The sequence below is a fragment of the Methylobacterium nigriterrae genome (assembly GCF_037106235.1).
In the GTDB taxonomy this organism is placed as follows: domain Bacteria; phylum Pseudomonadota; class Alphaproteobacteria; order Rhizobiales; family Beijerinckiaceae; genus Methylobacterium; species Methylobacterium nigriterrae.
This window is the reverse complement of record NZ_JBAWTG010000014.1, coordinates 55,349-81,229: the sequence shown is the minus strand read 5'-3', so window position 1 is coordinate 81,229 and position 25,881 is coordinate 55,349. Positions and strand designations below refer to the sequence as shown.

The window sequence follows — 25,881 nt, the reverse complement described above, 5'->3', positions numbered from 1 at the left end:
GTGAGCGAGCGCATCACCGACCCGCGCACCGCGAGCTGGTACGAGGCGAGCGCCCGCGCGCGCGTCGACGGCCTGCTCGATCCGGGCACGTTCCGCGAGTTCATCGGCCCCGAGCAGCGGCGGATGAGCCCGCACCTGCCGCTGTTCGACCTGCCGCGCGCCTTCGACGACGGCATGGTCGTGGGCGCCGGTGCGCTCGACGGCGAGCCGGTGCTCGTCGCCGCGCAGGAGGGCCGCTTCATGGGCGGCGCCTTCGGCGAGGTGCACGGCGCCAAGCTCGTCGGGCTGCTGCGGGCCGCCCTGGCGGTGAGGCCGTCCGCCGTGCTCATCCTGTTCGACACGGGCGGCGTGCGCCTGCAGGAGGCCAATGCCGGCGAGACCGCGATCGCCGAGGTGATGCGGGCGATCGCCGAGGTCCGGCGCGCGGGCATGCCCGTGATCGGCCTGATCGGGGGCCGCGCCGGCTGCTACGGCGGCGGCGGTCTCATCGCCGGCACCTGCTCGCGGCTCGCCGTCTCGGAGGGCGGGCGCATCAGCGTCTCCGGACCGGAGGTGATCGAGACCAACAAGGGCGCGGAGGAATTCGATTCCCGCGACCGGGCGCTCGTCTGGCGCACCATGGGCGGCAAGCACCGCCGGCTCACGGGAGGCGCCGACGCCTTCGCGGACGACACGGTGGCGGCCTTCCGCGCTGCCGCGCTCGACCTGATCGGGCGGGCGCCAGCCTTCGACCTCGCGACGCTCGAGGCCGAGCAGGCGCGCCTGGAGGAGCGCCTCGGGCGCTTCGGCGCGTGCCGCGACGCCACCGAGATCTGGGCGCGGCTCGGCGTCAACGACCCGGCCGCCGTGCCGGCGATGACGACGGGCGACTTCGACGCCCTCGTGGCCAGCCTCGCGGAGACCACCCATGACGCTCGCTGAGATCCTAACCTCGCTCTTCCCCGACGGCCACGCGGTCTCGGTCGCGGACGGGCTCGTGAGCGGCGACGGGCCGTTCCGGGACGGGCGCCTCGCGGTGGTGGGCGTCGACGGCAACACGCCGCTCGGCATCGAGGGCGCCGCCTGGCTGAGCCGCCACGTCCTCGACGTGGTGCGGGAGGGCGGCGGCACGCCGATCCTCGTGGCGATCGATTCCGACAGCCAGCGCATGAGCCGGCGCGACGAGCTGCTGGGCCTGAACGAGTACCTCGCGCATCTCGCGAAGTGCCTGCTGCTCGCCGATGCCGGCGGCCACCCGACGGTCGGCCTCGTCTACGGCCACACCGCGGCCGGCGCCTTCATCGCCACCGCGCTCGCCACGCGCGTCCTCGTCGGGCTGCCCGGCGCCCATCCGAGCGTGATGGACCTGCCTTCCGTGGCCCGCGTCACCAAGATGCCCCTCGACAAGCTGGAAGCCATGGCGAAGGACACGCCCGTCTTCGCGCCGGGGCTCGACAACATGGTGCAGACGGGCGCCGTGCAGGGCGTCCTCGATCCGGCCGCGCCCCTCGGGCCGCAGATCGCGGCCGTGCTCGACGCGCTGCCCGCGGCCGACACCCGCGACGCCGTCGGCCGCGAGCGTGCCGGCCGGCCCGTCGCGCAGGAGATCGCCGCTCAGGTGATCCGGGAAGCGAGGCAGCATGCCGGCCGTGCCTGACGGGCACCGGCGCCACGACCTCCTCGACGTGGAACCCGCCGCCTGGGCAGCGGCGCTCGCCGGGCGCCCCGACCTCGCGGGAGCGCCGCACCTGGCCGGCTGGGCCGAGCGGGGCTTCCCCGTGATCGTGCGCCGCCGCCATCCCGGCGAGGCGAGCGCGCGGGTCCCGGTCGGCCTGCCCCTGCCGCCGGCCGACGGCAAGCGCCGCATCGGCCTCGGCCTCGCTCCGGAGGCGGTCCGGCCGCGCGCGCCGGTCACGGTCGCGCGGGCGCTCGATGCCGCCCCGGAGGCATGGCATCCGACGCTTCGGGCCGTCATCGGGCTGGGCGAGCGCCACGGCCTGATGCCGCGGGTGTTCGGCGGCCTGCTCTGGCAGAGCCTGACCGGGTTGCCCTACCTCTCCGCCACCTCCGATCTCGACCTGCTCTGGCCCGTCTCCGGTCCGATCGCGCGCGGATTCCTCGACGCCATCGCGGCGATCGAGGCGCGCGCGCCGATGCGCCTCGACGGCGAGATCCTGCTCGCCGACGGCAGCGGCCTGAACTGGCGCGAGTTGCGCGCGCCGGGCGAGGCCGGCACGGTGCTCGCCAAGCATCGCGACGGGCTTGCCCTGCGCGCGGTCGGACCGGTCCTGCTCGGAGCCGACGCGTGAGCGCGCTGCCGGCCGCGCAGGCGCGCCCAGCCGAGGCCGGCCGGCCCGGGACCATCGCCCGCATCGCGGTCGCCTGCCTGGGCGAGGAGCTCGAGACCTACCCGAAGCCCGGCCTCGTCAGCCACGTCGACAGCGGCAGCCACGCCGACATGGATGCCGGCACCTTCCGGGCGAGCGCGGCGGCGCTCGAACCCTGGTTCTCGGAACTCGCGCGGGCGGGCGCGGCCGGCGCGCCGATGCCGGCCCTGCGCCGCATCGGCATCGCCGCGGAGGCCGCCATGCGTGCCGCGACCGGCGGCGTGAACACGCATCGCGGCGCGATCTTCGGACTCGGCCTGCTCTGCGCCGCGGCCGGGGGAAGCGCGTGTCGCCCTGCCGGTCCGGACGGCAGCCTCGGCGCCCTGGTGCGGGCACGCTACGCAGACGGCATCCTCGACGGGCCGGTGCTGCTGCACGCCCCCGGCGCGCGGGCGCGGCGGCGGCACGGGGTCGGCGGCGCGCCGGCCGAGGCGGCCGCGGGCTTCCCGACGCTCTACGGCGTCGGCCTGCCGGCGCTGCGCCGAGGCCGTCGCCTCCGGCCCGGCGACCCGGAGGCCGCACGGGTCGAGGCGTGCCTGGCGCTCGTCGCGCATCTTGAGGACACGAACCTCCTCCACCGTGGCGGCCCGGAGGGCTACGCCTTCGCGCGAGGAGCGGCGGCCCGGTTCATCGCGGAGGGCGGTGTCGGGCGGGCGGACTGGCGTCCTCGGGCGGAGGCGCTGCACCGCGCCTTCGTCGAGCGGAACCTCAGCCCCGGGGGTGCGGCCGATCTCCTCGCCATGACGCTGTTCGTCGGCGCGGTCGAAGGCGCGCCGGCATGACCCGCACATGACACTCGCGGTGCTGCTCTCGGGCCAGGGCGGCCAGCATCCCGGCATGTTCGACCTCACGGCCGAGCATCCGGCGGCGCAGCCCGTCTTCGCCGCGGCGGCGCCGCTCCTCGGCGCGGATCCCCGCGAGGTAGCGCGCGCGGGCGGCCCGCGGCTCCACGAGAACCGGACCGGGCAGATCCTCGTCTGCGCGGCGGCTCTGGCCGCCTGGACGCTGGTGCGCGCCGTAAGCCCGGCCCGGGTGATCGTTGCCGGCTACAGCGTCGGGGATCTCGCCGCCTGGGGCTGCGCCGGCCGGCTCGCGCCGGAGACAGTCCTCGCGCTCGCGGCGGCGCGGGCGGAGGCCATGGACGCGGCCGCCGCGCCCGGCCAGGGCCTCGCCGGCCTGCGCGGCTTGCCGCAGGCCCGCTTCGCAGCGATGGCCGAGGCCCGGGGCTGCCACATCGCCATCCGCAACGCCCCCGACAGCGTGGTGGCGGGGGGACCGCACGACGCGCTCGAAGCGCTCTGCGCGGAGGCGATCGCGGCCGGCGCGCAGCGGGCGATCCTGCTGCCGGTCCACACGCCCTCGCACACGCCGTTGCTGGCCACGGCGAGCGCGCGCTTCCGCGACGTGCTGGCGCGAGCCCCCCTGACCGGGCCGCCGCGCGGAAGCCCGCGGCTCCTCAGCGGGCTCGACGGCGCCCCGGTCTTCGACGCGGCCGCGGGCCTGGACAAGCTCGCCCGGCAGATCTCGCGGACGATCGACTGGGCCGCCTGCCTGGAGGAGGTCCTCGAGTACGGCGCGGACTCGGTGATCGAGCTCGGCCCGGGCCACGCGCTCGCCACCATGGCGCGGACCGCGCTGCCCGCGGCCCGGATCCACGCGATCGAGGATTTCCGCTCGGCGGCGGGCGTGACCGAATGGCTCGGCGCGGCCTGAACGCTCAGGAATGGAGCGTGTCGGTATCCTCGTCCTCGTCGATGTCGAGCAGGAATACGATGTCGGCCTCGTCCTCGTCGTCGCCCGCCGAATCGGCGTGGCGCGGGTCGGACTCGAAATCGCCCTCCGAATCGTCCTCGGCCAGCGCGTCCTCGAAGATCTCGACCTCGTCCTCGCTGGCGGGCCGCACCTTCAGTTCCGAGGTGCCGTTCCAGAGCGGCCGGCCGTCGCTCGTCATCGCCTGGATGTCTTCCTTGAAGCCGTCGCAGGTGAAGAGGTCGCGCGCGACCTCCTCGGTGCCGTTGATGACCGCCACCGCGATGCCGTCGATCTCGAGGGTGAACATGGAGGCGACTCCTTGGCTGCCGAGGCGTCCGTGTACGAGGGATGCTCCCCCGCGCCAACCCTCCCGCGCACCGACTTTCGGCCGCGGATGCCCGAGGGGATCAGGCGCCGCCGCCGCCCCGCACGATCGCGCGCTTGACCACGCCCTGAACCTCGGGATTCGACAGGAACAGATCGTGGTTGATGAGGCCGCCGCCGTAATCGGACGCGTCGGCCACGCGCACGCCGAGCGCCTCCAGGCGCTCCCGGTCGGCCGCGCCTGCCCGGACCACGCCGCCCGCGATCGTGCTGGACAGTTCGAGCGCCCGGTCGTTCGTCGAGGAGATCACCGTGATCTTGTTGACGTCGGGCCCCAGGCGCTCGACCCCCTTCGTGAAGAGGTCGATGTCGATGTCGGGCGCGGCCAGCACCACGGCGCCGATGCGTGCCATCGCGGCCTCGCCGGCCTCGGCGCGCAGCATGCGCAGGGTCTCGAGCGTCAGCAGCGTGCCCATCGAGTGGGCGACGATGTTGATGCGCCCCCCGCTCGGCGAGTTGGCGAGCGCCTTGAGCAGGTCCTCGAAGGCATCGCGCGACCAGAGCGCGCTCTCGCGGTCGTAGCCATAATCGAAGGTCGCGGCCGCCGAGGGCCAAGTGAACAGGCCCGAGACGCCGCGGAAACGGATGCCGTCCGACAGGCGCGCCGCGCTCACGGCGGCCGATTCGAAGGTTTCCCGGTAACCGTGGACGTAGATCAGCACGTCGCGCCCGAGCGCGGCCTGCGCGAAGGCGTCGGCCGCCGCCCCGCCCGTCTCGACCTTCGGCACGGCACCGATCGTCCAGTCGCCCGTGACCACGGCTGAGACCTTGCCGAGGAGCGAGCGGTCGGGCGGCGACAGGCGCACCTCGGCGAAGCTCAGGCCCCGCCCGCGCTCGGAGTTGAAATAGGGCGCCTTCGGCGGGCTGCCGACGGGCTTCCTCGTCGTGGCGACGAGCAGGACCGGCATGACGTCGAGGGCCGACTGACGCTCGGGCGCCACCACGGCGCCGGTCACGAGACCGTCGGCCACGCAGGCGCCGAGGCTCGGCGCGAGGCCGGCCACGCCCATCAGGGCGCCGATCCGCATGAGGCCGCGTCGGGTCAGCCGGGGTGTCTGGCGCATCATGTCGTCACGGTCCCGCACGGGTGGCCGGGCGCGTCGCGTCCGGTCCGGTCCCGTAGCCGGTGGCGTACAATCTTGGCCATGACAGGGCACATGCCGCACGAGGTGCGTGTGAATTGCGGGCAGGCGCGGGCTGTGGCGCGAACGGCACAGGGCCGCCGCTCGCCACTGGTTGCCTGCCGCGGCGGAGGACGGCTCGCATCGTCGATCCCGTTCCGCCGAACCTTTCCGATCCGCGACGGTCTGCGGGCGGCCAGACTTGGAGGCAGGCTTGGCGTCAAACTTCGAGGCAGACTTTCCGCCTGCGCCCGGCCGGCAGGGAAGATGATCCCATTTCTCTCCCTTCTCAATTTCGTCCGGCCCCTCGACGAACGGCGGCGCTCCCGGCATGAAGGCGGCATGGCCCCTCCCTCTCTCGACCTCGACCGGCTTCGCGAGCGCCTGCTCGCGGGCGACCGCGCGGCGCTCGCGCGCGCGATCACGCTCGCCGAATCGAAGCGGTCCGATCACCGGGCGCTCGCGCGCGACCTGATCGACGCCGTCCTGCCGCGGACCGGCAACGCGATCCGGGTCGGCATCACGGGCGTGCCGGGGGTCGGCAAGTCGACGACGATCGACGCGCTCGGCGCGAATCTGACGGGGGCCGGCCACAAGGTGGCGGTGCTCGCGGTCGACCCCTCCTCGACGCGGACCGGCGGCTCGATCCTCGGCGACAAGACCCGCATGGCCCGGCTCGCCACCGATCCGCACGCCTTCATCCGGCCCTCGCCCTCGTCGGGCACCCTCGGCGGCGTCGCGGCCAAGACCCGCGAGACCATGCTGCTCTGCGAGGCGGCGGGCTTCGACGTGATCCTCGTCGAGACGGTGGGCGTGGGGCAGAGCGAGACGGCGGTGGCCGATCTCACCGACTTCTTCCTCGTCCTGATGTTGCCCGGCGCGGGCGACGAGCTGCAGGGCATCAAGAAGGGCATCCTCGAACTCGCCGACATGATCGCGGTCAACAAGGCCGACGACGGCGAGGGCGAGCGGCGGGCGAATGCGGCGGCCGCGGAATACCGGGCGGCGCTCCACATCATGACGCCGGCCTCCGCCACCTGGACGCCGCCGGTGGTGACGATCTCGGGCCTCAACAACAGGGGCCTCGACGCGCTGTGGGACCGGATCGTCGATCACCGCGAAAAGCTCACCGCCACGGGCGAGATCGCCGAGCGCCGCCGCGAGCAGGACGTGAAGTGGATGTGGGCGCTCGTCCACGAGCGCCTGCATCAGCGCCTCGTCGGCTCGGCCGAGGTGCGCCGGGCCACGGCTCAGGCCGAGGCCGAGGTGGCGCGCGGCCTTCATTCGCCGGCCGCGGGCGCCGAGGCCATCGCGACGCTGATCGGGCTGTGATGGGGCGTGGGCCTCTCCTCATCACGGGGTTCGGGCCCTTTCCCGGCATGCCCGAGAACCCGAGCGCGAGGCTCGCCCGCAGGCTGGCCGCCCTGCCCCGCCTCGGGCTGGCGCTCGGCCGGCCGCCGCGACGGCTCGTGCTGCGCACCGCCTACGCAGCGATCCCCGGGGCCCTGGCCCCCGCCCTCGCCGAGGCGCCCGGCGCCGTGCTGATGTTCGGCGTGGCGGGCCGCGCCCGTCGGATGCGCGTGGAGACGCGCGGGACGAACCGGGCGAGCCGCCTGTTCCCCGACGCCTCCGGGACAATCTCCGCGCGCCTCGCCGTCGATCCGAACGGGCCACCGGAGCGGCGCAGCCCGGCCGCCGCCCTGGCTCTCGCCGCCCTGCGACGCTACGGCATCCCGGCGGCGCGGTCGCGCGATGCCGGGCGCTACCTGTGCAATGCGAGCTACTACCGTGCGCTCGCGGAGCCCTGCCCGGTGCTGTTCGTGCACATCCCGCCGGAGCCGCGCACGCGGCGCCCGCGGCGCGGCCGGATCGGTCCCGGCCCGGAGCGGACGCTGCGGGCGCTCGCCGAGGTGGCGGTCCTGCTGATGCGGCAGGGCCGCAGCCGCGGCTGACCGGACCTGCCGGGCCCGGGCCCGGAACCGCCGCCCCCGCATCGCCGGCCGGATGGACTCGACGGGGAGACGCGAGATGACGCGCCCGTACCCGCCCGGGTTGCGGCACGTAAAAACCTGGGCTTGGCGGTGCACAAACGCGTCCTCGGGCGTTTGGAGATCGACGGATGCCGGCGGCTGCCCCCGCGGCCGCAAGAGGCACCGAGATGAGGAGACCCACCATGGTTGATACGGATCGCGTCGTCGGGACCGCCAAGGAAGTCGGCGGCAAGGTTCAGGGAGCGGCCGGTGATTTCATCGGATCGTCCCGCGATTCGATGGAGGGCCGTTTCCGTGAGGCTCAGGGGCGCGCCCAGGATGCCTACGGGCAGGCCAAGGACACGCTGCGCAACGTCGCGGACGATCTGCAGGACTACGCGGGCGACGCCTACGAGCGCGGCGGCGCCTACCTGCGGGACGGCCAGCGCGTGGTCGGATCCCGCGTCGAGGAGAACCCGCTCATCGCGCTCCTGATCGCAGGCGCCGTCGGCTACGGCCTCGCCCTGCTCCTGCACGGGCGCCGCTGAGGCCGAACCCCGCCCCCCGGCCCGCCCGGGCCGGGGGCGGGCCATCGCGTCACTGGGCGGTCCAGCCGCCGTCGACCGAGAGGTTGGCGCCCGTCATCTGGGTGGCGGCCGGCGAGCACAGGAACACCGCGATCGCCGCCACCTGGTCCACGGTGACGAACTCCTTGGTGGGCTGCGCCTTGAGCAGCACCTCCTCGATCACCTGCTCCTTGGTCATCCCGCGCGCCTTCATGGTGTCGGGAATCTGGCTCTCGACGAGAGGCGTCCAGACGTAGCCCGGCGAGATGCAGTTCGCAGTGATGCCGTGCGTGGCGAGTTCGAGCGACACCGATTTCGTCAGCCCGACGATGCCGTGCTTGGCCGCGACATAGGCCGACTTGAAGGGCGAGGCGACGAGGGAGTGGGCCGAGGCGACGTTGATGATGCGCCCGAAGCCGCGCGCCTTCATGCCCGGCACCGCCGCCCGGATCGTGTGGAAGGCCGAGGACAGGTTGATGGCCAGGATGGCGTCCCACTTCTCCGGCGGGAACTCCTCGACGGCCGAGACGAACTGGATGCCGGCATTGTTGACGAGCACGTCGACCTGCCCGAACGCGCCCTCGGCCTCCGCGACCATGGCGGCGATCTCGGGCGGCCGCGTCATGTCGGCGCCGGAATAGAGCACCCGCACCCCGCACTCGGCTTCGAGGCCGGCTCGGGTCGCCTCGATCTCGTCGGGCCTGCCGAAGCCGTTGAGCATGACGTTCGCGCCCTCGCGGGCGAGCGCCCTGGCGATGGCGAGCCCGATGCCGCTCGTGGAGCCCGTGACCAATGCCGCCTTGGATGTGAGACTCATGAATGCCCTCAAGCTTGGCGGCCGGTGCGGCCGCGGCGTCCGCCCCGACTTGTAGCGGCTGGCGATCGGGATGGTCACCCTCGGTCGGGCGGTCCCCCCGACGCTCGCGCGAAGTTGTCGCCGGACGCACGCGCCGTTGACACGCCGGCCCCGCTTCGCCAGTTTCCGCGCCGCTCGGACGGGGCTTCTCGCGGCCGCGCCGCATCGTCGCCATATGGGCCTGCGAGACGGCCGGCGCGGCTCGGACGCGCGGCGAGCCGGTCCCATTCCCGAAAAAACTCCGACGACGGTGTGATGCGCTCCTATCTCGACTTCGAAAAGCCCGTCGCGGAGCTGGAGGCGAAGCTCGAGGAGCTGCGGGCGGTGGGCGCGCGCGACGGCGCCGTCTCCATCAGCGAGGAGGTCGGGCGGCTGGAGGCCAAGGCCGCCCAGGCGCTCGCCGAGATCTACGCGAGCCTGACGCCCTGGCAGAAGACGCAGGTGGCCCGCCACCCGCAGCGCCCGCACTTCGTCGATTACTGCGCCGGGCTGATCACCGAGTTCACGCCGCTCGCGGGCGACCGCAGCTTCGGCGAGGACGAGGCCATCGTCGGCGGGTTCGGGCGCTTCCGCGGCCGGCCGGTCTGCGTGATCGGCCAGGAGAAGGGCGCGACCACGGAGGCGCGGCTCCGGCACAATTTCGGCATGGCCCGGCCCGAAGGCTACCGCAAGGCGGTGCGCCTGATGGAACTCGCCGACCGCTTCGGCTTGGCCGTGCTCGCCTTCGTGGACACGGCCGGCGCCTTCCCGGGCGTCGAGGCGGAGGAGCGCGGCCAGGCCGAGGCCATCGCGCGCTCGACGGAAGCCTGCCTCGCCCTCGGCGTGCCGAACCTCGCCCTCGTCATCGGCGAGGGCGGCTCCGGCGGCGCCATCGCGATCGCCACCGCCAACCGCGTCCTGATGCTGGAGCACGCGATCTACGGGGTGATCTCGCCCGAGGGCGCGGCCTCGATCCTGTGGCGCGACCAGGGCCGGGCCCACGATGCCGCCACCGCCATGAAGATCACCGCGCAGGACCTCCTGCGGCTCGGCATCGTCGACACGATCGTGCCCGAGGCAACCGGCGGCGCGCACCGCGACCGCGACGCCGCGATCGCGTCCGCGGGCGAGGCGCTCGCGGCGGCGCTCGCCGAGTTCGACGGCATGGGCGCCGCCGAGATCCGCGACCGGCGCGCCGCGAAGTTCCTCGAGATCGGCCGCAAGCTGTGAGGCCGGGCGGGGGCGGCCCATCCGGGGCGGGCCCCTTCGGCGCCGGCCTCCTGCGCTCGCTCCGGCGGCTCGGCGGCCGGGAGGAGCGCGAGCCCGGCCTCGTCAACCACATCTCGCTCGGCACCCATTGCCACATGGCGCAGGTGCTCAAGACCCTCGGGCTGCGCACCTGGTCCGGCCCGTTCGACTGGATCTTCACCACGCCCGGCATGATCCGGGACTGCCTCGCCGACGATTTCGCCGCGCTCCTCGACCGCGCGCAGCTCGAGACCGTCCCGGTCGCCGAGAGGCCGCAGCCCGATATCGGCCGCTGCCGGCACCGCCTCTACCGCGAGCGCTACGACCATCCCTGCGTCTTCAACCACCACGACCCGGCCTCGAGCGAGGCCGATTACGCGTTCCTGCGCGAGGGCGTGCGCCGCTTCCGGACGGCCCTCGGGAACCGGTCCGCGCGCAATCAACTCTGGATGTTGACCGCTCTCGGCCTCTCGCAGGAGACGCTCGACCAGACCTGCGACGTTTTGGCGCAGAAGGGTGATGGGAACCTCTTAACGGTCATTGAGGTCGAGGCCGGCCGTCCCGCTCCCCGGGTGACGCGGCGCGCCTCGGCCGGAAACCTGCGCTGGCTGACGCTGGAGACGGCCTCCCCTTCCGTCGGATTGCGGTTCGCGGATCCGGCCGACGACGCGGCGCTCGCCGGGCTCGTCACGCGCGAGGCCGCGCGCGCCGGCGCCTTTTGACCGGTATTCACAAGCCAGGCCCGGCGTGTCTTCCCGATCATTGCGGTAAGGCCCAGGTAAGTTTAACGGGGCTAATGGGTTGGGGAGTGACGTTCGACGGGTGACACAACCCGCGGGCGGATGGTGTTGAGGACGGGGTTCCCCATGACTTTGCGTCCGCTCGCGGCTGCGAGCGTCATTGCCCTCGCGATCTCCCTCGGCGCCTGCCAGGACGGCACCTTCGGCGGCGGCGGCTCGACCCGGCATCTCACACCGATCCCGCCGAAGACCCTCGCGCTGATGCAGACGAAGGGCATGGCGCAGAACGACCCCATCCTGATCCGTGCCTACAAGAAGGAAGCGGAGATGGAGGTGTGGAAGCGCGGCACGTCCGGCCAGTACGCGCTCCTGAAGACCTTCCCGATCTGCCGCTGGTCCGGCCAGCTCGGCCCGAAGACCAAGCAGGGCGACCGGCAGGCGCCCGAGGGCTTCTACACGATCACGCCGGGGCAGATGAACCCGAACTCGTCCTACTATCTCTCGTTCGACACGGGGTATCCCAACGCCTTCGACCGGGCGAACGGGCGCACCGGCAACTACATCATGGTGCACGGCACCTGCTCCTCGGCCGGGTGCTTCGCCATGACGGACGAATCGATCGCGGAGATCTACGCGATCGCCCGCGAGGCCTTCGCGGGCGGCCAGCGGGCCTTCCAGTTCCAATCGTACCCGTTCCGGATGACGGCGCAGAACGTCGCCAAGTTCCGCAACGACCCGAATGCCCCGTTCTGGAAGAACCTCAAGGAGGGCTCGGACTATTTCGAGGCGCTGCGCGAGGAGCCGCGCGTGGGCGTGTGCGGCACCCGCTACGTGTTCGGCGGCACCGATGCGGCGGCGGGATCCTGCAGCCCGAAGGTCGACACGCTGGTGGCCGAGAAGCGCGAACGGGACGAGCGCGAGGTGGTCGAACTCATCGCCAAGGGCACGGCGGCGACCCGTGTCGTCTATCAGGATGGCGGCCAGAACCCGGTCTTCCGCCAGCAGCCGACGAACGCCTTCGCGAGCCTCGGATCATCCAACGAGGCGGAGCTCGCCTATGCGCCGAAGGATTACGCGCGCCACAATCTCGGCGAGGTGAGCCGGCCGGACAGCCTGGCCGCCGGCCCGCAGGAATTCGAGATCGACACCAAGGGCAAACCCGTGATGACGGCCGCCGCCGAGGCGCCGATCCCCACCAGGGCCGCGGCGGCCGCGCTCGCTGGGAAGGGCGACGGCAAGGCCACTGGCGGCAAGGGCGAGAAGGTTGGTGCCCGCACCCTGATGGCGAAGCAGGCCGAGCCGGCCGCGGAGCCGCAGAAGCCCGCGACGCCGGCGCGCGTCACCGTGGCGGATGCCGAGGGAGACCCGAGCGCCTACCGCAAGCTGTTCGGAAACCTGTTCGACAAGGCGGCGCCGGCGCCTGCCACGCCGGCCGTGGATGCCGCGGCCGTCCCGGCCGCGCCCGCCTCCGAGCCGGCCAAGCCCGTGAAGACGGCGCATGCGGCACGCCCAGCTTCGGCTGCGGCCCAGACGACCAGGAAGGACGCGCCGCCTCACGAGGCCAAGAAGGCCGAGGCGAAGGCGCCCGAGAAGACGGGATCGGTCGCGCCCGCGAAGAACTGATCGGGTCGGCGCCGTCTCGCCACGCGCTTGCGCGCGGTTTCCGCTCCCGCGCGGGAGAGTTTGCCCGCAAAGGGGCCGTGGCGAGGGGTTCGCCGTATCCGGAGGAACCTGCTCCCTCACCTGGCCCGCGTTCCGCGGCCTCGACCACTCCCGAACGGAACAGGGGGCGCGCTGGGCGGACGGCGCCGATGACGACGCGTTTCCCCTCCACATTGCGGAAGTCGGCGCGTCGCGATGCGCGAACCCGAGAGCCCGGCCCGCAACGGAAAAAGGGGCCCCGCAGGACCCCTTTTCCGTCGAGGGCGGGTCAGTAGCCGCGGCGCATGTCGCGGCGCATGTCACGGCGCATCATCTCGCGACGCATCATGCGGCGCTCCATGTGCCGGCGCATCATGCGCCGCTCCATCATGCGGCGCTCCATCGGGGTCATGTAGACGTGGGTGATGGCCTCGGGCGCGGTGACGCCCATGGGCATGCCCGGGGCGGCCGAGGCGGAGGTCGCGAGGCTGGCGCCACCGAGGGAGGCAACGACGGCGATGGCGAAGGACAGTTTCCTCACAGAGAAGACTCCTGGTCTCTGAAATCCGAGCACGACACCCGGTTCGTTCTCCGGGCACGGGGCGTCGGAGAGGATTGTCGCGCCGAGGCGGCGCGGCGGACCCCCGCCGGGGCCCGTCCGCTACAACTTTCGGATTAGAGATTCGTTTCCTCGAAAGCCTTCACCCATTCGGCGCAGATGCCGGACCGGACGATGTCGTCGCGGGTGAACTCGACGATCGGGATCGGCATCATCCGGCTCTTCACGAGGTGGATCACGGTGCGCAGGCCCGAGGTCTCGCGCAGGTCCGTCTGCGACACATCGCCGTTGATGATCACCTGGCAATCGTCCCCGATGCGGGTCAGGAACATCTTGATCTCGGCCGTGGTGGTGTTCTGCGCCTCGTCGAGGATCACGAGGCAGTTCTTGAAGGTGCGCCCGCGCATCACCTCGAAGGGCACGATCTCGATGTCGCCGGTCTTGAGGGCGATCTCGAAGGCGGCCTGCCCCATGCGCTCCTTCATGGCCTCGGTGAGCGGCGCCACCCAGGGAGCGATCTTGTCCTCGAGCGTTCCGGGGAAGAAGCCGAGGGACCGGCCCGAGGGGACGTTGGGCCGGGTGATGACCACCTTGGCGATGCGGCGCTGGCGGAGCTGGTCGGCGGCGCGGGTCCCGGCGATGAAGGTCTTTCCGGTGCCAGCCGGGCCGAGAACGATGACTTGCGCGTTAAGGGCGAGAGCGTCGAGGTATTGACCTTGTCGTTCGGTCAGGGGCTGGATGGGGCTTAAGTTCCGCTCCTCGTCGAAGCGTGTCCGGTGCAGCCGGACCGGGCGATCTTCCACCAGTTCAAGTCGTGCGCGCCGTCTTTTCATCGATCAACACTCCACTTGGACTTGCCAACCTGGACTTGCCAATGCGCTTTTTCACGAAACCTGTATTGCTGCGTCGCTCCTCGAGTTACCAAGCCAATCGCAAGCGGGCGCGCAGGTTCCACCGCGCCGCGCAAAGTCTGTGGAGAGCGCCCGTGGTGATGGTAGGCGCGCGGAGCTGATCTGACGCATGCAATGCCCGCACCATGCCCACAGCCAGACGACGGCGGCATGACTCCGCGGGCCGGGCGGTGCGGCCGATCGGCCACGGAGCGTGCGATCGAGACGGGATGGGCTCAGGCGCGATGTGAGCGCGTGCGGCAGTCGGGATGGCACGGCATCCTGCACGACCTCAGCCCTTGCTCGCCTGGTTCAGGCGATGCCGACGGCCCTGCCGCCCCCGAAGTCCGGGCTTGGCCGGCGGGACGCCTCACCCTGGTTGGATGAAGCTGTCGAGAACCATCTTGCGGCCGGCCTTGTCGAAGTCAACGGTGAGCTTGTTGCCGTCGACGCCCGCCACCGTGCCGGGACCGAACTTGGTGTGGAAGACGCGCATGCCGCCCGAGAAGGCGGAGGGGCTGCCCGTCGACTTGGCGATCAGCTCGCCCTCGATCTGGCGCGGCCCGCCGGAACGCTGCCCGCCGCGCCCGCCCGTGCCCGGCCCGAAGGCGCGGCCGGAGGCGGCCGTATTCGCCTGCGCCCGCTGCCAGCCGGGCGTCGCGTAGGAGGAGCCGAAGGGCGCCGGATTGCGATCGAAGCGCGAGGCGCCGGCGGCGAAATGCGCGGGCGCCTCCACCACGTCGACGCTCGCCTCCGGCAATTCGTCGATGAAGCGGGAGGGAATCGTCGACGACCACAGCCCGTGGATCCGCCGGTTGACGGCGAAGGACAGCTTGGCGCGCTTGCGCGCCCGGGTCAGGCCGACATGGGCGAGGCGCCGCTCCTCCTCGAGCCCGGCGCGGCCGCTCTCGTCGAGAGCGCGCTGGTTCGGGAACAGGCCGTCCTCCCAGCCCGGCAGGAACACGGTGTCGAACTCGAGTCCCTTGGCCGCGTGCAGCGTCATCAGGCTGACGCGCTCGGCTCCCTCAGCCTCGCTCGCGTCCATGACGAGGGCGACGTGCTCCAGGAAGCCCGCGAGGTCGGGGAACTCCTCCATGGAGCGGACGAACTCCTTGAGGTTCTCGAGCCGCCCCGCGGCATCGGCCGAGCGGTCCTTCTGCCACATCTCGGTGTAGCCGGATTCCTCCAGGATCGTCTGGGCGACCTCGGAATGCGGCATCGTCTCGACCGACCGCGCCCAACGCGAAAAACTCTCGACAAGGGCGCGCAGCGTCGAGCGCACGCGCGGCTTCAGCTCGTCGGTCTCGATCAGCTTGCGGGCGGCCAGCAGCAGCGGCACCCGCTCGGCCCGCGCGTAGGCATGGAGCTGCTGGAGCGTCGCGTCGCCGAGGCCCCGCTTCGGCGTGTTGATGATGCGCTCGAAGGCGAGGTCGTCGGCGGGATTCGCGGTGATGCGCAGATACGCCAGCGCGTCGCGGATCTCGGCCCGCTCGTAGAAGCGCGGCCCGCCGATCACCCGGTAGGGCAGGCCGAGCTGGACGAAGCGATCCTCGATCTCGCGCATCTGCGCCGAGATCCTGACCAGCACGGCGATCTCCGAGAGGGGGTGGCCCTTGGCCTGGAGCGATTCGATCGACTCGGCGAGAAGCCGCGCCTCCTCCTCCGAATCCCAGGCGCCGGTGACCGTCACCCGCTCGCCCGCCACGTCCTCGGTGCGCAGGGTCTTGCCGAGGCGGCCCTCGTTCCGGGCGATGAGGCCGGAGGCGGCGGCGAGGATGTGGCCGGTCGAGCGGTAGTTGCGCTCCAGGCGGATGACGGCCGCGCCCGGGAAATCGTGCTCGAAGCGCAGGATGTTGTCGACCTCGGCGCCCCGCCAGCCGTAGATCGACTGGTCGTCGTCGCCTACGCAGGCGACGTTGCGGTGGCCCTGCGCCAGGAGCCGCAGCCAGAGGTACTGGGCGACGTTGGTGTCCTGGTACTCGTCGACGAGGATGTAGCGGAAGCGGCCCTGATAGTTTTCCAGCACGTCCCCGTTCTCGCGCCAGAGTTTGAGGCAGAGGAGCAGGAGGTCGCCGAAATCGACGGCGTTCAGGGTCGCCAGACGCGCCTGATAGGCACTGTAGAGGGCGCCGCCCTTGCCGAACGCGAAGGCGCCGGCCTCGCCGGGCGGCACCTGCTCGGGCGAGAGGCCCCGGTTCTTCCAGCCGTCGATGGCATGGCCGAGCGCGCGCGCCGGCCAGCGCTTCTCGTCGATGTTCTGGTCGGCGATGACCTGCTTCATCAGGCGGAGCTGGTCGTCGGTGCCGAGGATCGTGAAATCCGATCTCAGCCCGACAAGCTCGGCGTGCCGGCGCAGGATCTTGGTGCCGATGGCGTGGAAGGTGCCGAGCCAGGGCATGCCTTCGCCCGCCGGGCCGATCAGACCGCCGATGCGCGCCTTCATTTCGCGCGCGGCCTTGTTCGTGAAGGTCACCGCCAGGATGTCGAAGGGCCGCGCCTTGGCAGTGGCGATCAGGTGGGCGATCCGGGTCGTCAGCACCCGCGTCTTGCCAGTGCCCGCGCCCGCGAGCACGAGGACCGGCCCGTCCGTCGTCTCGACGGCGCGGCGCTGCTCGGGGTTCAGCCCCTCGAGGTAGGCGGCGGCGCTCGGCTTCAGTCCCGCCATGGCGCGGGCGGCGAGCGAGGTCTGGGCGCGCTGGGCGCCCCCGTCGGGTCCGGGCGTCGCCGCCGCATCGGAGGGCTTCTGCATGCGGCCCTCACTGGACCAAAACGCGAACGGCGTCGAGGCCTGGGCCGCGCGGTACCGTCGCGGGCCGGAACCTGCGGGGCCCCCGAGGCGTCCTCTCTGCGAACCGCCGAGAGATGAGACCCGCCATGCGCCTCGTGCCGATCGCCGCCCTCGCCCTGCTGGCGAGCTTCCCCGCCCTCGCCCAGGGGGTCCAGGGCGGGAACATCAACAGCATGAACAACTCCCTGTCGCAGCAGAGCCAGATGCGCGAGATGCGCCAGCAGCAGACCACCCAGCAGAACCAGCTGCGCATGCAGAACCAGCGCAACGAACTGTTCCAGCCGAACCCGGCTCCCGGCCCGACCGTCGTGCCGCGGCGCTGAGCCGACGCACCGGGCGGATCGGGGCGGATTGGGCGCGAAGCCCGGCTCCGCTATGCTATGTCCGATCCGGGGGCACGGGTCGGCCAGCCTGCGGGCGCCGGACGCGGCATCGTGCACCCGCGGAATCCACCCCGGAGCACGGGGCGTGAGGCGGAACCAACACGGTGCGTGACATCCTGACCGCGCTCGCGGGCGCCGTCATCCTGATCCTCGTCGCGGCGCTCGCCGTCCCGCCCTTCATCGACTGGCAGGGGCAGCGCGCCGCCGTCGACCGGGCGATCAGCCGCTCCCTGAACCTGCCCGTCCGAAGCGAGGGCCGCATCGAGGTGCGCCTCCTGCCCTCTCCGCGCCTGCGCGTCGACCGGCTCCGCCTCGGCGACGAGCCGGGCAAGCCCGCCCTCGACGCGCGCTTCGTCAAGGCCGAGATCGCCCTGACGCCGCTCCTGAAGGGCGAGTTCCGCTTCACCGAGACCCGGATCGGCCGTGCCGAGGTGCGGCTGCCGGTCACCGAGGGCGACGCGATCCTGCTGCCGCCGGATCTCTCGGAGACCCTGCGCGGGCGCGATCTCGCGATCGAGGACCTGCGCATCCAGCAATTCCTGCTGACGACCCTCGTGCCCGCGACCGGGCGCACCGACCAGGTCGGCGCGGAGAACCTGCGCCTGCAGGCGCCGAGCCTCGCGGGACCCTGGCGGGTCGAGGGGACGAGCGGGGGCGTCCCCTTCCGGTTCGCCAGCGGGGAACCGGCTCAGGACGGCAGCGTGAGCGTCAAGCTCTCGGGCGGCGGCGACACGCAGCCCCGCTTCGAGGCGGATGCGCGCATCGCTCTGGTGCCGCTCGATCCCGCCGCGGCGCAGCCGGGCCAGACCCGCGCGCTCGTGCCCGAATCGGAGGGCTCGGCCCGGCTCGTCGTCGGCCCGCCGACCCAGGCGGCGGGCGCCTACCTGCCCTTCGCCCTCGGCGGCAAGTTCAAGGCCCGGGGGCCGATCGCCCGCTTCGAGGGCGTCAACGCCGAGATCGACCCGGGCGGCCAGGCGATCCGGCTCGCCGGGACCGGCCAGATCGACCTGCGCAACTGGCGCGCCGGACTGAACCTCGAGGCACGCCGGGTCGATCTCGACGCCTTCCTGCTGTCGACGGCGGGCCGGGCGCTCGTCGCGCGCGGCGTGCCGAGGGGGCTCGCCAAGGGCAGCATCGGCCTTCCCGTGATGCTCGACCTCGATCTCGCCGTCGAGAGCGTCGCTCTGGGCCTCGAGGATTGGTCGAACCTGAAGCTCGGCGGTACCCTCGACCGGACCGGCGGCTTCCTGCTGCGCCGGTTCCGCGCGCAGGCGCCTGGGGCGGCAAGCCTCGCGGGCAGCGGCGAGATCGACACCGAGCCCGGCCCCCGCTTCACTGGCGAGGTCTCCCTCGCGGCGCCGGCCTCCGACGGCCTCGGTCGCTACCTGCGCAGGCTCGGGCTCGAGGGACCCTGGATCAGCATCCTCGATGGCCGCCCCGTCGAGGTGAGCGCCGACGTCTCGGCGGCCTCGCCCGACTTTTCCGTGCGCAACCTTCGCCTCAGCCTCGGCGAGGCGCGCATCACCGGCAATGCCCGCTACACGGGGCCGGACAGGGGCGGGCGCGGGCGCTTCGACGCGCAGATCGCGGCGCGCGGCATCGACATCGCGGCGCTCCCCTCCTTCAGCACCGCGCTCGCGAGCCTGCACGGCCAGGATCTCGGTCTCACCCTCAAGGCGCGCGACGTCCGCTACGGGCCGGCGGGCGCGCATTCCGGCAACGGGACCATCGCGGCGAGCATCCAGTCCGACGGAACCAGCCTCGTCGTCGACAGCCTCGACGTCACCGACCTCGCGGGCGCCAACGCGAAGCTGTCGGGCCGGATCGACCGGGACGGCGCCGGCCGGATCAGCGGCCGGGTCACGGCCCCGGTCGCGGCGCCGCTTCTCGCCCTCCTCGACCGGGTCTGGGTGGCGGAGGCCCGGCTGATCCCGGCCTTCCTGCGCACGGGCGCCCTCGACCTCGGCGTGAGCCTGGAGCGGAACGCGGGCGAGGCGGACGTCCTGCGCACCGCCGCGAAGGGGACGGCCGCGGGCGGCAGCCTCGACGTGTCGCTCCTCAGCCGCGCCGGGCACGTGGAGGGCCTCGACCTCACGATCGCGACGCCGCGCGCCGGCATCTGGTTCGGGCGCGACGACATCGCGGGCCTGCGCCAGCCGGCGAGCCTCACGATCGCGGGCGCGCGGAAGCAGGCGGGAGCGGATTCGGCCGCGGCCGGCCTCGCCCTCTCGGCAAGCGGCATCGTGGCCGGGCTCAAGCTCGCGACGGACGAGCCCATCCGCGTCGCCACCGACGGGGAGCCGCCCTCATCGGGCGCGATCCGGGCGGAGACGCCCGATCTCGGCCCCTTCCTGGCGCTGCTCGGCACGGCGCCGCTCCCGGGTGCCTGGCCGGCGAATCTCGCGATCGGCCTGTCGCGCTCCGGCACCGACGCCGGGGCCAGGCTGACGGGCGAGGTCGCGGGGGGCAGCATCGAGGCGACGCTCGCCCGGTCGCCCGACGGCGCGGTGAGCGGCAGCGCCACGCTCGGCCGCCTCTCCCTGCCGCAGGTGGCGGCCGCCCTCGTGGTGCCTCCTTCCCCGCGCGGGGCGGAGGCCACGCCCGACGGAGGCTGGTCGGGGACGCGTTTCGCCTCCGCCCCGGCGAACCAGCCGCGCCTCGATCTTGATCTGCGCGTCGGCACCCTCGAACTCGGGCGCGGGCTCACGGCGAGCGCCACCGCGTTCAGGCTCGGCCTCGCCGACGGAGCGCTCACCCTGCGCGACCTCGCGGGCAATCTGGCGGGCGGCCGGATCGCCGGCACCGCCACCCTCGCCCGCCGGGGGAAGGACGCGAGCCTCTCCGGCGAGGGCACGATCAGCGACGCCGCGATCCCGCTGCTGGCGGATGGCGGCCCGATCCAGGGCAGACTGACCGCCGCCCTGCGGTTCGGCGGCGCCGGCGACAGCCCAGCCGCGCTCGTCGCCAACCTCGCGGGCAGCGGCGAGATCAGGCTCGCCGGCCTCACGCTACCCCGCGCCGACCCGTCCGCCCTGAGCCGGGCGCTGGCACGGGCGCTCGGCGAGGACGACCCGCTGCGGGAGGGCCGCCTCCAGACCCTCGTTTCGGAAGAATTCGCGGCTGGGCCCGCGCGGGCCTCCGCCCCTGCCGGCGCTCCCGCCACCATCGTGGGCGGCAGCCTGCGGGCGGGCCCGATCGAGCTCGATCTCGGCCCGGCGCGCTGGAGCGGCACCCTCGGCTACGATTTCCGCGCCGGGCGCCTCGACGCGCGCGGCACGCTGACGGGCGGCGGCGCCCCGAAGGGCTGGACGGGCGGCACGCCGAGCGTTCAGCTCGGCTTCTCGGGCGCGCTCGCGGCGCCGGAGCGCAGCGTCGATGCGGGTGCCCTGACGAACGGCCTCGCGGCCGTGGTGCTCCAGCGGGAATTGGAGAAGATCGAGCTTCTCGAGGCGGATCAGGTCGAGCGGCAGCGCCGCCGCGCCCGGGTCGAGATGGACAAGGCCCGTACCGCGGCGCTCAAGGCCGCGGCCGAGAGGGCGGCCGCCGAGAAGGCCGCCGCGGAGAAGGCGGCGGCCGAGGAAGCCGCCCGGCAGGCGCGGGCGCGGGCGCAGCAGGCGGCCGCCGAGGAGAATGCGCGCCAGACCCGGGCCCGCGAGGCCGAGGAGGCCGCGCGGCGCGCCCGCAGCGAGCCGGAGACCACGTCTCCGGAGAGCCGTCCCCTGGAGATTCGGCCGCCCTCGGCCCAGCCCTGAGCGCGCCCGGAACCGGCATCGCGACGTGATCCGTCGGCGTTCGACCGTTTCAGGCCTTGCCCACCGCCAGGAGCGCGAAAGCGTAGATCAGCCCGACTTCCTCCAGCCGGTCGAAGCGCCCGGCGGCGCCGCCATGTCCGGCCTCCATGTTGATCCGCATCAGGATCGGACCGCCACCCGTCATGGTGGCGCGCAGCCGCGCCACCCATTTCGCCGGCTCCCAGTAGGTCACCCGCGGGTCGGTCAGGCCGCCGAGCGCCAGGATCGGCGGGTAGGGCTTGGCCGCGACGTTGTCGTAGGGCGAGTAGGACAGGATCGTCTCGAAGGCCGCCTCGCTCTCGCCGGGATTGCCCCATTCGGGCCATTCGGGCGGCGTCAGGGGCAGGTCGCCGTCGAGCATCGTGTTGAGCACGTCGACGAAGGGCACGTCCGCGATGATGCCGGCGAACAGGTCCGGCGCGAGGTTCGCCGCCGCCCCCATCAGCATGCCGCCGGCGCTGCCGCCATGCGCCACGATGCGCCCTTCGGCGGTGTAGTTCGCGCCGATCAGGGCGCGCGCGCAGGCGACGAAATCCGTGAAGGTGTTGGGCTTCTTCTCGCGCTTGCCGTCAAGGTACCAGCGCCAGCCCTTCTCGGTGCCACCCCGCACATGCGCGATGGCGTAGACGAAGCCGCGGTCGACGAGCGAGAGCAGGTTCGTGCGGAAGGCGGCCGGCATCAGCGTGCCGTAGGAGCCGTATCCGTAGAGGAGGAGCGGCGCCGTGCCGTCGAGGGCGAGATCACGGCGGTGCAGAAGCGAGATCGGCACGCTCTCCCCGTCCGGGGCGGCGGCGAACAGGCGCCGCGTGACGTAGGCCGCCGGGTCGTGCCCGCTCGGCACCGCCTGGCGCTTGCGCAGTTGCCGGGCCCGCGTGACGCAATCGTAGTCGTAGGTCTCAGCCGGTGTCGTCATCGAGGAATAGACGAAGCGGATCACCGCCGTCTCGAATTCGTGGCCGGGCTGGAGGCCGAGCGAGTAGGCCTCCTCCGCGAAGGCGACTGCGTGCTCCGCGCCCTGCATGTCGCGCACGATGATGCGGGGCCGCGCGTTCTCGATCTCGAGGCGCACGAGGTGCTCGGCGATGACGTGCTGGTGGCGGATCATCACGCCGGCCCGGTGCGGGATGAGATCGCGCCAGTTCGCCCGGCCCGGCGCGTCGAGGCGCGTCGTGACGATCTTGAAGTCCTCGGCGCCGTCCGCGTTCGTGAGGATGAAGAGGTGCTGGCCCCAATGCTCCACCGAGTAGATCAGGAGCGGCGTGCGCGGCTCGACCACGCGCAGCTCCGCGCCCGGCAGGGTGCGGTCGAGCAGAAAGATCTCCGAGGTCTCGTGGTCGCTCGCCGTGACCGTCAGGAAGGTCTTCGACTGGGTCGTGCCGATATGGACGAAGAAGCCCGAATCCTGCTCCTCGTACAGCGCGGTGTCGTCCGCCTGAGGGGTGCCGACGACGTGCCGCATGACCCGGGCCGGGCGGTGATTGACGTCGACCGCCACGTAGTAGAAGGCTGCCCCGTCCGCGGCCCAGACCACCTCGCCCGAAGTGGCCTCGACGAGATCGTCGAGGTCGGCGCCGGTGGCGAGGTCGCGCACCCGGATCGCGTAGAGTTCGGAGCCCTTCGTGTCGGCGCTCCATGCGAGCCGCGCGTGGTCGTCCGCGTGGACCGCGGCGGCGAGCTCGAAGAACGGCAGGCCCTCGCCCTCGCGGTCCCCGTCGAGCAGGATGGTCTCGCCGGCCTCCGGGCGTTCGTCCGCGATCCTGTCCGAGTCCAGGCCGGTGAGGACCATGAGGTTGCGCGGCCGCCGGCAGACCAGGGGATGCTGCCCGCCCTCGCGGTGGCGGGTGTAGTAGGCGAAGGGACCGTCCGGCTCGGGCACGCCGCTCTCGTCCTCGCGGATGCGCCCCCGCATCTCGGCGACGAGGGACGTGCGCAGCCCCGACACCGGCGACAGGGTTTCCTCCGCGTAGGCATTCTCGGCCTTGAGATGCGCCATGATGTCGGCCGGCAGGGCTGCGGGATCCTTCAGCACGTCGCGCCAGTTCTCCGCCTTGAGCCAGGCATAATCATCGGTGAGCGTCCGGCCGTGCACCGTGTAGGCGTGCGGCCGCTTCTCGGCGGCCGGCGCCTCGGTTCGAGCGGTCAGGGGGGAGCGGTCAGACGCCATCGCCGGGATCCATTCGAGCACAGGAGGGCGGTTCGGGAGAACCGCGTTCGGCGTGCATGTGCCGCGCGGGCGCCCGATCGGCAAGGCGCAGATGCCGGAATGGGCGGGAAGCCGGAGAAGGCCCGCAAATCCGCATCCCCGCCCGCCGCCGCGGCCGGGCGCGGGCGCAACCGGCGGTCGCTTCTTGTCAGAGCAGTTGCCCGCTTTACGGGTTCGCTATTCTGTCAAATTGAAATATTGTGCAAGAAAGTTGAATTCACGTATCCGTACAGACCCGACCTGTCTTGCGGGTGCATTCTAAATACCCTAGAGAGATGTCGTGACGGGAGGGGCCGTCACAGTTCGAAGAGCATTGGCGGGCAGGCAAGCGGATTCTGGTCGAGCGTTGCGCATGACACGAACGCGGTCACGGCGCAGCGCGCGCAATCTGCCGCACATTCAGCGCCCGCAGCGTGTCAAAGGAAATGTTCCAATCATGAACGAAGCAGAGAAAGCGGTCGATTACGTCGAACTCGCCGCGGACATCGTCTCGGCCTATGTCAGCAACAATCCCGTCCCCCCGGGTGAGTTGGCCCAGCTCATCGCCCGCATCCACGGCGCCCTGGTGCAGGTCGCCAGCGGCCAGCCGGAGGCGAAGGCCGCGCCCGCGCCGATGCAGCCGGCCGTCCCGATCAGGAAGTCGATCACGCGCGACCACATCGTCTGTCTCGAGGATGGACGCACCTTCAAGTCGCTGAAGCGGCACCTGCGCGCCAAGTACGATCTCAGCCCCGAGCAATATCGGGCCAAGTGGGGCCTGCCGGCGGATTATCCGATGGTCGCCCCGAACTACGCCAAAGCCCGCTCGGACCTCGCCAAGGCGATCGGCCTCGGCCAGACCCGCACCGGAAACTACGACGCGGCGGCCTGACCGCGGCGGCGCCCATCGCGAGGCCCGGGACCGTCCGCGCGGCGGTCCCGGGCCTCGTCGCGCCCGCCGGAGCGGGGCGGCCCGGAACGGACGCCCGTCCGCGCCATTATGCAGACAGGCTCCCGCCCCGGCTCGGCGGGGCCGGGAATGCCGGAGGCCGCATGACCGAGCCCGAGACGCCCTCCGAGGCGCTGGCCCGCACGAACGCGGTGCTGGCCGAGTGGGCCGCGCGCACGGCCGCCGACAGCGCCCCCCTGATCGCGAAGCTGGAAGGGCTCGGCTACGCGGTGCGCGGCAAGTCCGAGGAGGAGATCGAGGAGGTGCTGAAGCACCCGCCCACCCGGCCTCCGTCAGCGTGACGCTCCCCAGGGAAAACGGCGTCAAGTCTTGAACTAGGATATTTTTCCGTTACCTGAGGTTCCATGCGCAACCTGTGACGCGTATCATGGAACAAAACATGAACATACAGCGCAAGACCGGCTCCGCGCGCCCGCCGCTCGCCCGGGCCTCCGCCGCCGAGGCCGCGATCCCGCCCGAGGCGGCCCGGCTCCTGGCGGCGCTCTCGGGCGAGAACGCCTTCGCCTTTCCCGACCCGATCGAGGCCGGCAGCCTGATCGTACGCAGCGGCGGTGCGGGGGTCTCGATCGGGGCCGGCCGCTTCCCGGCGGCGGCCGGCGAGCGGCTCGTGGCGGCCGACCTCGCCGAGCGGGAGCCGGGCCCGCGCGGCCGCCTCACCATCGGCCCGGCCGGCCGGGCGCGCCTGCGCCGGGAAGCGGGCGGGGGCGAGGCGGCCTACCTCGCCCAGCACCTCGATCTCGTGGAGGAGGAGGTACCCGGCGGCGGGCGCCGCCTGCGCGACGCCTCCGAGAGCCCGCTCGCCTGGATGGCGCGGCGGCGCGGGCGCGACGGGGCGCCGCTCCTCGACGCGGCCTCCTACGAGGCCGGCGAGCGGCTGCGCCGCGACATGACGGCCGCCCGGATGCTGCCCCGGATGGGCGCGGATTGGGGGGCGCCGCGCGTCGACGGCGGCGGCCCGCGCGATCCTGCCGCGGCCTCCGACGCGATCATCGCCGCCCGCCAGCGGGTGCGCGCGGCGCTCGACGCCGTCGGCTGCGACCTGTCGGGCCTGCTCCTCGACCTCTGCGGCCATCTCAAGGGGCTGGAGCGGATCGAGGCGGAGCGGCACTGGCCGGCCCGCTCGGCCAAGGTCGTGGCCCGCATCGCGCTCGGGCGGCTCGCCGAGCATTACGGCCTGGAGCGCGAGGCGGTGGGGCCGGCGCGCGCCCGCCCCCGGCTCTGGCGGGCGTGAGCCGGGATCAGGCCGCGAGCCGCACGGCGTCGCGGTGGATCCGGTCGGCCATGGCGCGCACGCCGTTCGAGCGCTGCGGCGTGAGGTGCTCGGCGAGGCCGAGCTTGGCGTAGAGCGCGAAGGCGTCGGTGCCGGCGGCCTCCCTGGGGGTCTTGCCGTCGAACAGCGCGATCATCAGGGCGACGAGGCCGCGCACGATATGGGCGTCGCTGTCGCCGCGCAGCCGGAGCCGCGGCTCCCCCTCCGAGCGGTCGAGGCCGAGGTCGAGCCAGACCTGGCTGGCGCAGCCCTGGACCTTGTTGGCCTCGCTGTGCAGCTCGTCCGGCAGCGGCGGCAGGGCGCGGCCGAGCTCGATCACGTAGCGGTAGCGCTCCTCCCAGTCCTCGATGAACTCGAAATTCTCGATGATGGTGTTGATCGGGGGAAGCATGGCAGCCGGTCGGTCGGGGAAGCGTCTTGCGGGT

24 protein-coding genes are annotated in these 25,881 nt (G+C 72.7%); 16 read left to right on the top strand and 8 right to left on the bottom strand.

Annotation, left to right across the window (positions count from 1 at the left end):
* Genes WDW90_RS10510 through WDW90_RS10490 form a run of 5 tightly spaced genes read left to right on the top strand, consistent with a single transcriptional unit; the run spans position 1 to position 4,079 of the window.
* Positions 1–921 carry a biotin-independent malonate decarboxylase subunit beta gene (locus WDW90_RS10510; RefSeq protein WP_336487327.1) on the top strand — a complete coding sequence of 307 codons (921 nt, stop codon included), beginning with the start codon at positions 1–3 and terminating at the stop codon, positions 919–921.
* Complete coding sequence (gene mdcE, locus WDW90_RS10505; RefSeq protein WP_336487326.1) at positions 908–1,636, top strand: biotin-independent malonate decarboxylase subunit gamma; 729 nt, start codon at positions 908–910, stop codon at positions 1,634–1,636. Before WDW90_RS10510 ends, mdcE begins: the two co-directional genes overlap by 14 nt.
* Positions 1,620–2,288, top strand: coding sequence for a malonate decarboxylase holo-[acyl-carrier-protein] synthase (gene mdcG / locus WDW90_RS10500; protein WP_431311011.1), 669 nt, complete (start codon positions 1,620–1,622; stop codon positions 2,286–2,288). Before mdcE ends, mdcG begins: the two co-directional genes overlap by 17 nt.
* Positions 2,285–3,148: a triphosphoribosyl-dephospho-CoA synthase MdcB gene (mdcB, locus tag WDW90_RS10495; RefSeq protein WP_431311010.1), complete on the top strand. Its 864-nt coding sequence runs from the start codon at positions 2,285–2,287 to the stop codon at positions 3,146–3,148. The genes mdcG and mdcB overlap by 4 nt, the downstream gene beginning before the upstream one ends.
* A gap of 7 nt (positions 3,149–3,155) precedes the next feature.
* Positions 3,156–4,079, top strand: coding sequence for an acyltransferase domain-containing protein (locus WDW90_RS10490; protein ID WP_336487325.1), 924 nt, complete (start codon positions 3,156–3,158; stop codon positions 4,077–4,079).
* 4 nt (positions 4,080–4,083) lie between these two features.
* Here the strand turns inward: WDW90_RS10490 and WDW90_RS10485 are convergent, their stop codons facing one another.
* Both WDW90_RS10485 and WDW90_RS10480 read right to left on the bottom strand, forming a co-directional pair.
* Positions 4,084–4,425: a hypothetical protein gene (locus tag WDW90_RS10485; protein WP_336487324.1), complete on the bottom strand. Its 342-nt coding sequence runs from the start codon at positions 4,423–4,425 to the stop codon at positions 4,084–4,086.
* Positions 4,426–4,525: 100 nt separating this feature from the next.
* Positions 4,526–5,566, bottom strand: coding sequence for an alpha/beta hydrolase (locus WDW90_RS10480; RefSeq protein ID WP_336487345.1), 1,041 nt, complete (start codon positions 5,564–5,566; stop codon positions 4,526–4,528).
* Positions 5,567–5,965: 399 nt separating this feature from the next.
* On the opposite strand from WDW90_RS10480, the gene meaB reads away from it, so the two are divergent.
* From meaB to WDW90_RS10465, 3 genes are all read left to right on the top strand, one after another.
* Positions 5,966–6,955, top strand: coding sequence for a methylmalonyl Co-A mutase-associated GTPase MeaB (gene meaB, locus WDW90_RS10475; RefSeq protein WP_336487323.1), 990 nt, complete (start codon positions 5,966–5,968; stop codon positions 6,953–6,955).
* Positions 6,955–7,575 carry a pyroglutamyl-peptidase I family protein gene (locus WDW90_RS10470; protein ID WP_336487322.1) on the top strand — a complete coding sequence of 207 codons (621 nt, stop codon included), beginning with the start codon at positions 6,955–6,957 and terminating at the stop codon, positions 7,573–7,575. The genes meaB and WDW90_RS10470 overlap by 1 nt, the downstream gene beginning before the upstream one ends.
* Before the next feature lie 221 nt (positions 7,576–7,796).
* Positions 7,797–8,141, top strand: a complete 345-nt coding sequence (locus WDW90_RS10465) for a CsbD family protein (RefSeq protein ID WP_336487321.1) — start codon at positions 7,797–7,799, stop codon at positions 8,139–8,141.
* Between the two features lie 49 nt (positions 8,142–8,190).
* Here the strand turns inward: WDW90_RS10465 and WDW90_RS10460 are convergent, their stop codons facing one another.
* Positions 8,191–8,976, bottom strand: a complete 786-nt coding sequence (locus tag WDW90_RS10460; protein WP_336487320.1) for a 3-hydroxybutyrate dehydrogenase — start codon at positions 8,974–8,976, stop codon at positions 8,191–8,193.
* Between the two features lie 294 nt (positions 8,977–9,270).
* On the opposite strand from WDW90_RS10460, the gene WDW90_RS10455 reads away from it, so the two are divergent.
* The 3 genes from WDW90_RS10455 (at position 9,271) to WDW90_RS10445 (ending at position 12,605) form a co-directional block, all read left to right on the top strand.
* Complete coding sequence (locus WDW90_RS10455; RefSeq protein WP_336487319.1) at positions 9,271–10,224, top strand: acetyl-CoA carboxylase carboxyltransferase subunit alpha; 954 nt, start codon at positions 9,271–9,273, stop codon at positions 10,222–10,224.
* Positions 10,221–10,964 carry a DUF1796 family putative cysteine peptidase gene (locus WDW90_RS10450; protein ID WP_336487318.1) on the top strand — a complete coding sequence of 248 codons (744 nt, stop codon included), beginning with the start codon at positions 10,221–10,223 and terminating at the stop codon, positions 10,962–10,964. Before WDW90_RS10455 ends, WDW90_RS10450 begins: the two co-directional genes overlap by 4 nt.
* Positions 10,965–11,108: 144 nt before the next feature.
* Positions 11,109–12,605, top strand: coding sequence for a L,D-transpeptidase family protein (locus WDW90_RS10445; RefSeq protein ID WP_336487317.1), 1,497 nt, complete (start codon positions 11,109–11,111; stop codon positions 12,603–12,605).
* Positions 12,606–12,912: 307 nt separating this feature from the next.
* Here WDW90_RS10445 and WDW90_RS10440 read toward each other — a convergent pair whose 3' ends face one another.
* The 3 genes from WDW90_RS10440 to WDW90_RS10430 form a co-directional block, all read right to left on the bottom strand.
* Positions 12,913–13,164 (bottom strand): hypothetical protein, encoded by a 252-nt coding sequence (locus WDW90_RS10440; protein WP_336487316.1) that lies wholly within the window; start codon positions 13,162–13,164, stop codon positions 12,913–12,915.
* A gap of 134 nt (positions 13,165–13,298) precedes the next feature.
* On the bottom strand, positions 13,299–14,015 hold the full coding sequence (locus WDW90_RS10435; protein WP_336487315.1) for a PhoH family protein: 717 nt from the start codon (positions 14,013–14,015) through the stop codon (positions 13,299–13,301).
* A gap of 427 nt (positions 14,016–14,442) precedes the next feature.
* The gene (locus WDW90_RS10430; protein WP_336487314.1) at positions 14,443–16,821 is read right to left on the bottom strand and encodes an ATP-dependent helicase; all 2,379 of its coding nucleotides are present in this window, start codon (positions 16,819–16,821) and stop codon (positions 14,443–14,445) included.
* A gap of 125 nt (positions 16,822–16,946) precedes the next feature.
* Here WDW90_RS10430 and WDW90_RS10425 point away from each other — a divergent pair, with 125 nt between their 5' ends.
* Both WDW90_RS10425 and WDW90_RS10420 read left to right on the top strand, forming a co-directional pair.
* Positions 16,947–17,183 carry a hypothetical protein gene (locus tag WDW90_RS10425; RefSeq protein ID WP_336487313.1) on the top strand — a complete coding sequence of 79 codons (237 nt, stop codon included), beginning with the start codon at positions 16,947–16,949 and terminating at the stop codon, positions 17,181–17,183.
* A 164-nt stretch (positions 17,184–17,347) separates the two neighbouring features.
* Entirely contained in the window at positions 17,348–20,995 is a 3,648-nt protein-coding gene (locus WDW90_RS10420; RefSeq protein WP_336487312.1) for an AsmA family protein, read from the top strand.
* Between the two features lie 49 nt (positions 20,996–21,044).
* Here WDW90_RS10420 and WDW90_RS10415 read toward each other — a convergent pair whose 3' ends face one another.
* Entirely contained in the window at positions 21,045–23,198 is a 2,154-nt protein-coding gene (locus WDW90_RS10415; protein ID WP_336487311.1) for a S9 family peptidase, read from the bottom strand.
* Positions 23,199–23,673: 475 nt separating this feature from the next.
* On the opposite strand from WDW90_RS10415, the gene WDW90_RS10410 reads away from it, so the two are divergent.
* The 3 genes from WDW90_RS10410 to WDW90_RS10400 all read left to right on the top strand — a co-directional run bounded on the left by WDW90_RS10410 (position 23,674) and on the right by WDW90_RS10400 (position 25,417).
* The gene (locus tag WDW90_RS10410; RefSeq protein ID WP_336487310.1) at positions 23,674–24,108 is read left to right on the top strand and encodes a Ros/MucR family transcriptional regulator; all 435 of its coding nucleotides are present in this window, start codon (positions 23,674–23,676) and stop codon (positions 24,106–24,108) included.
* Positions 24,109–24,269: 161 nt separating this feature from the next.
* A complete protein-coding gene (locus WDW90_RS10405; protein ID WP_336487309.1) occupies positions 24,270–24,467 on the top strand; it encodes a hypothetical protein in 198 nt (65 codons plus the stop codon).
* Positions 24,468–24,565: 98 nt separating this feature from the next.
* Positions 24,566–25,417, top strand: a complete 852-nt coding sequence (locus WDW90_RS10400) for a DUF6456 domain-containing protein (RefSeq protein WP_336487308.1) — start codon at positions 24,566–24,568, stop codon at positions 25,415–25,417.
* A gap of 7 nt (positions 25,418–25,424) precedes the next feature.
* Here WDW90_RS10400 and WDW90_RS10395 read toward each other — a convergent pair whose 3' ends face one another.
* Positions 25,425–25,847: a SufE family protein gene (locus tag WDW90_RS10395; RefSeq protein ID WP_336487307.1), complete on the bottom strand. Its 423-nt coding sequence runs from the start codon at positions 25,845–25,847 to the stop codon at positions 25,425–25,427.
* Between the last annotated feature and the right edge of the window lie 34 nt (positions 25,848–25,881).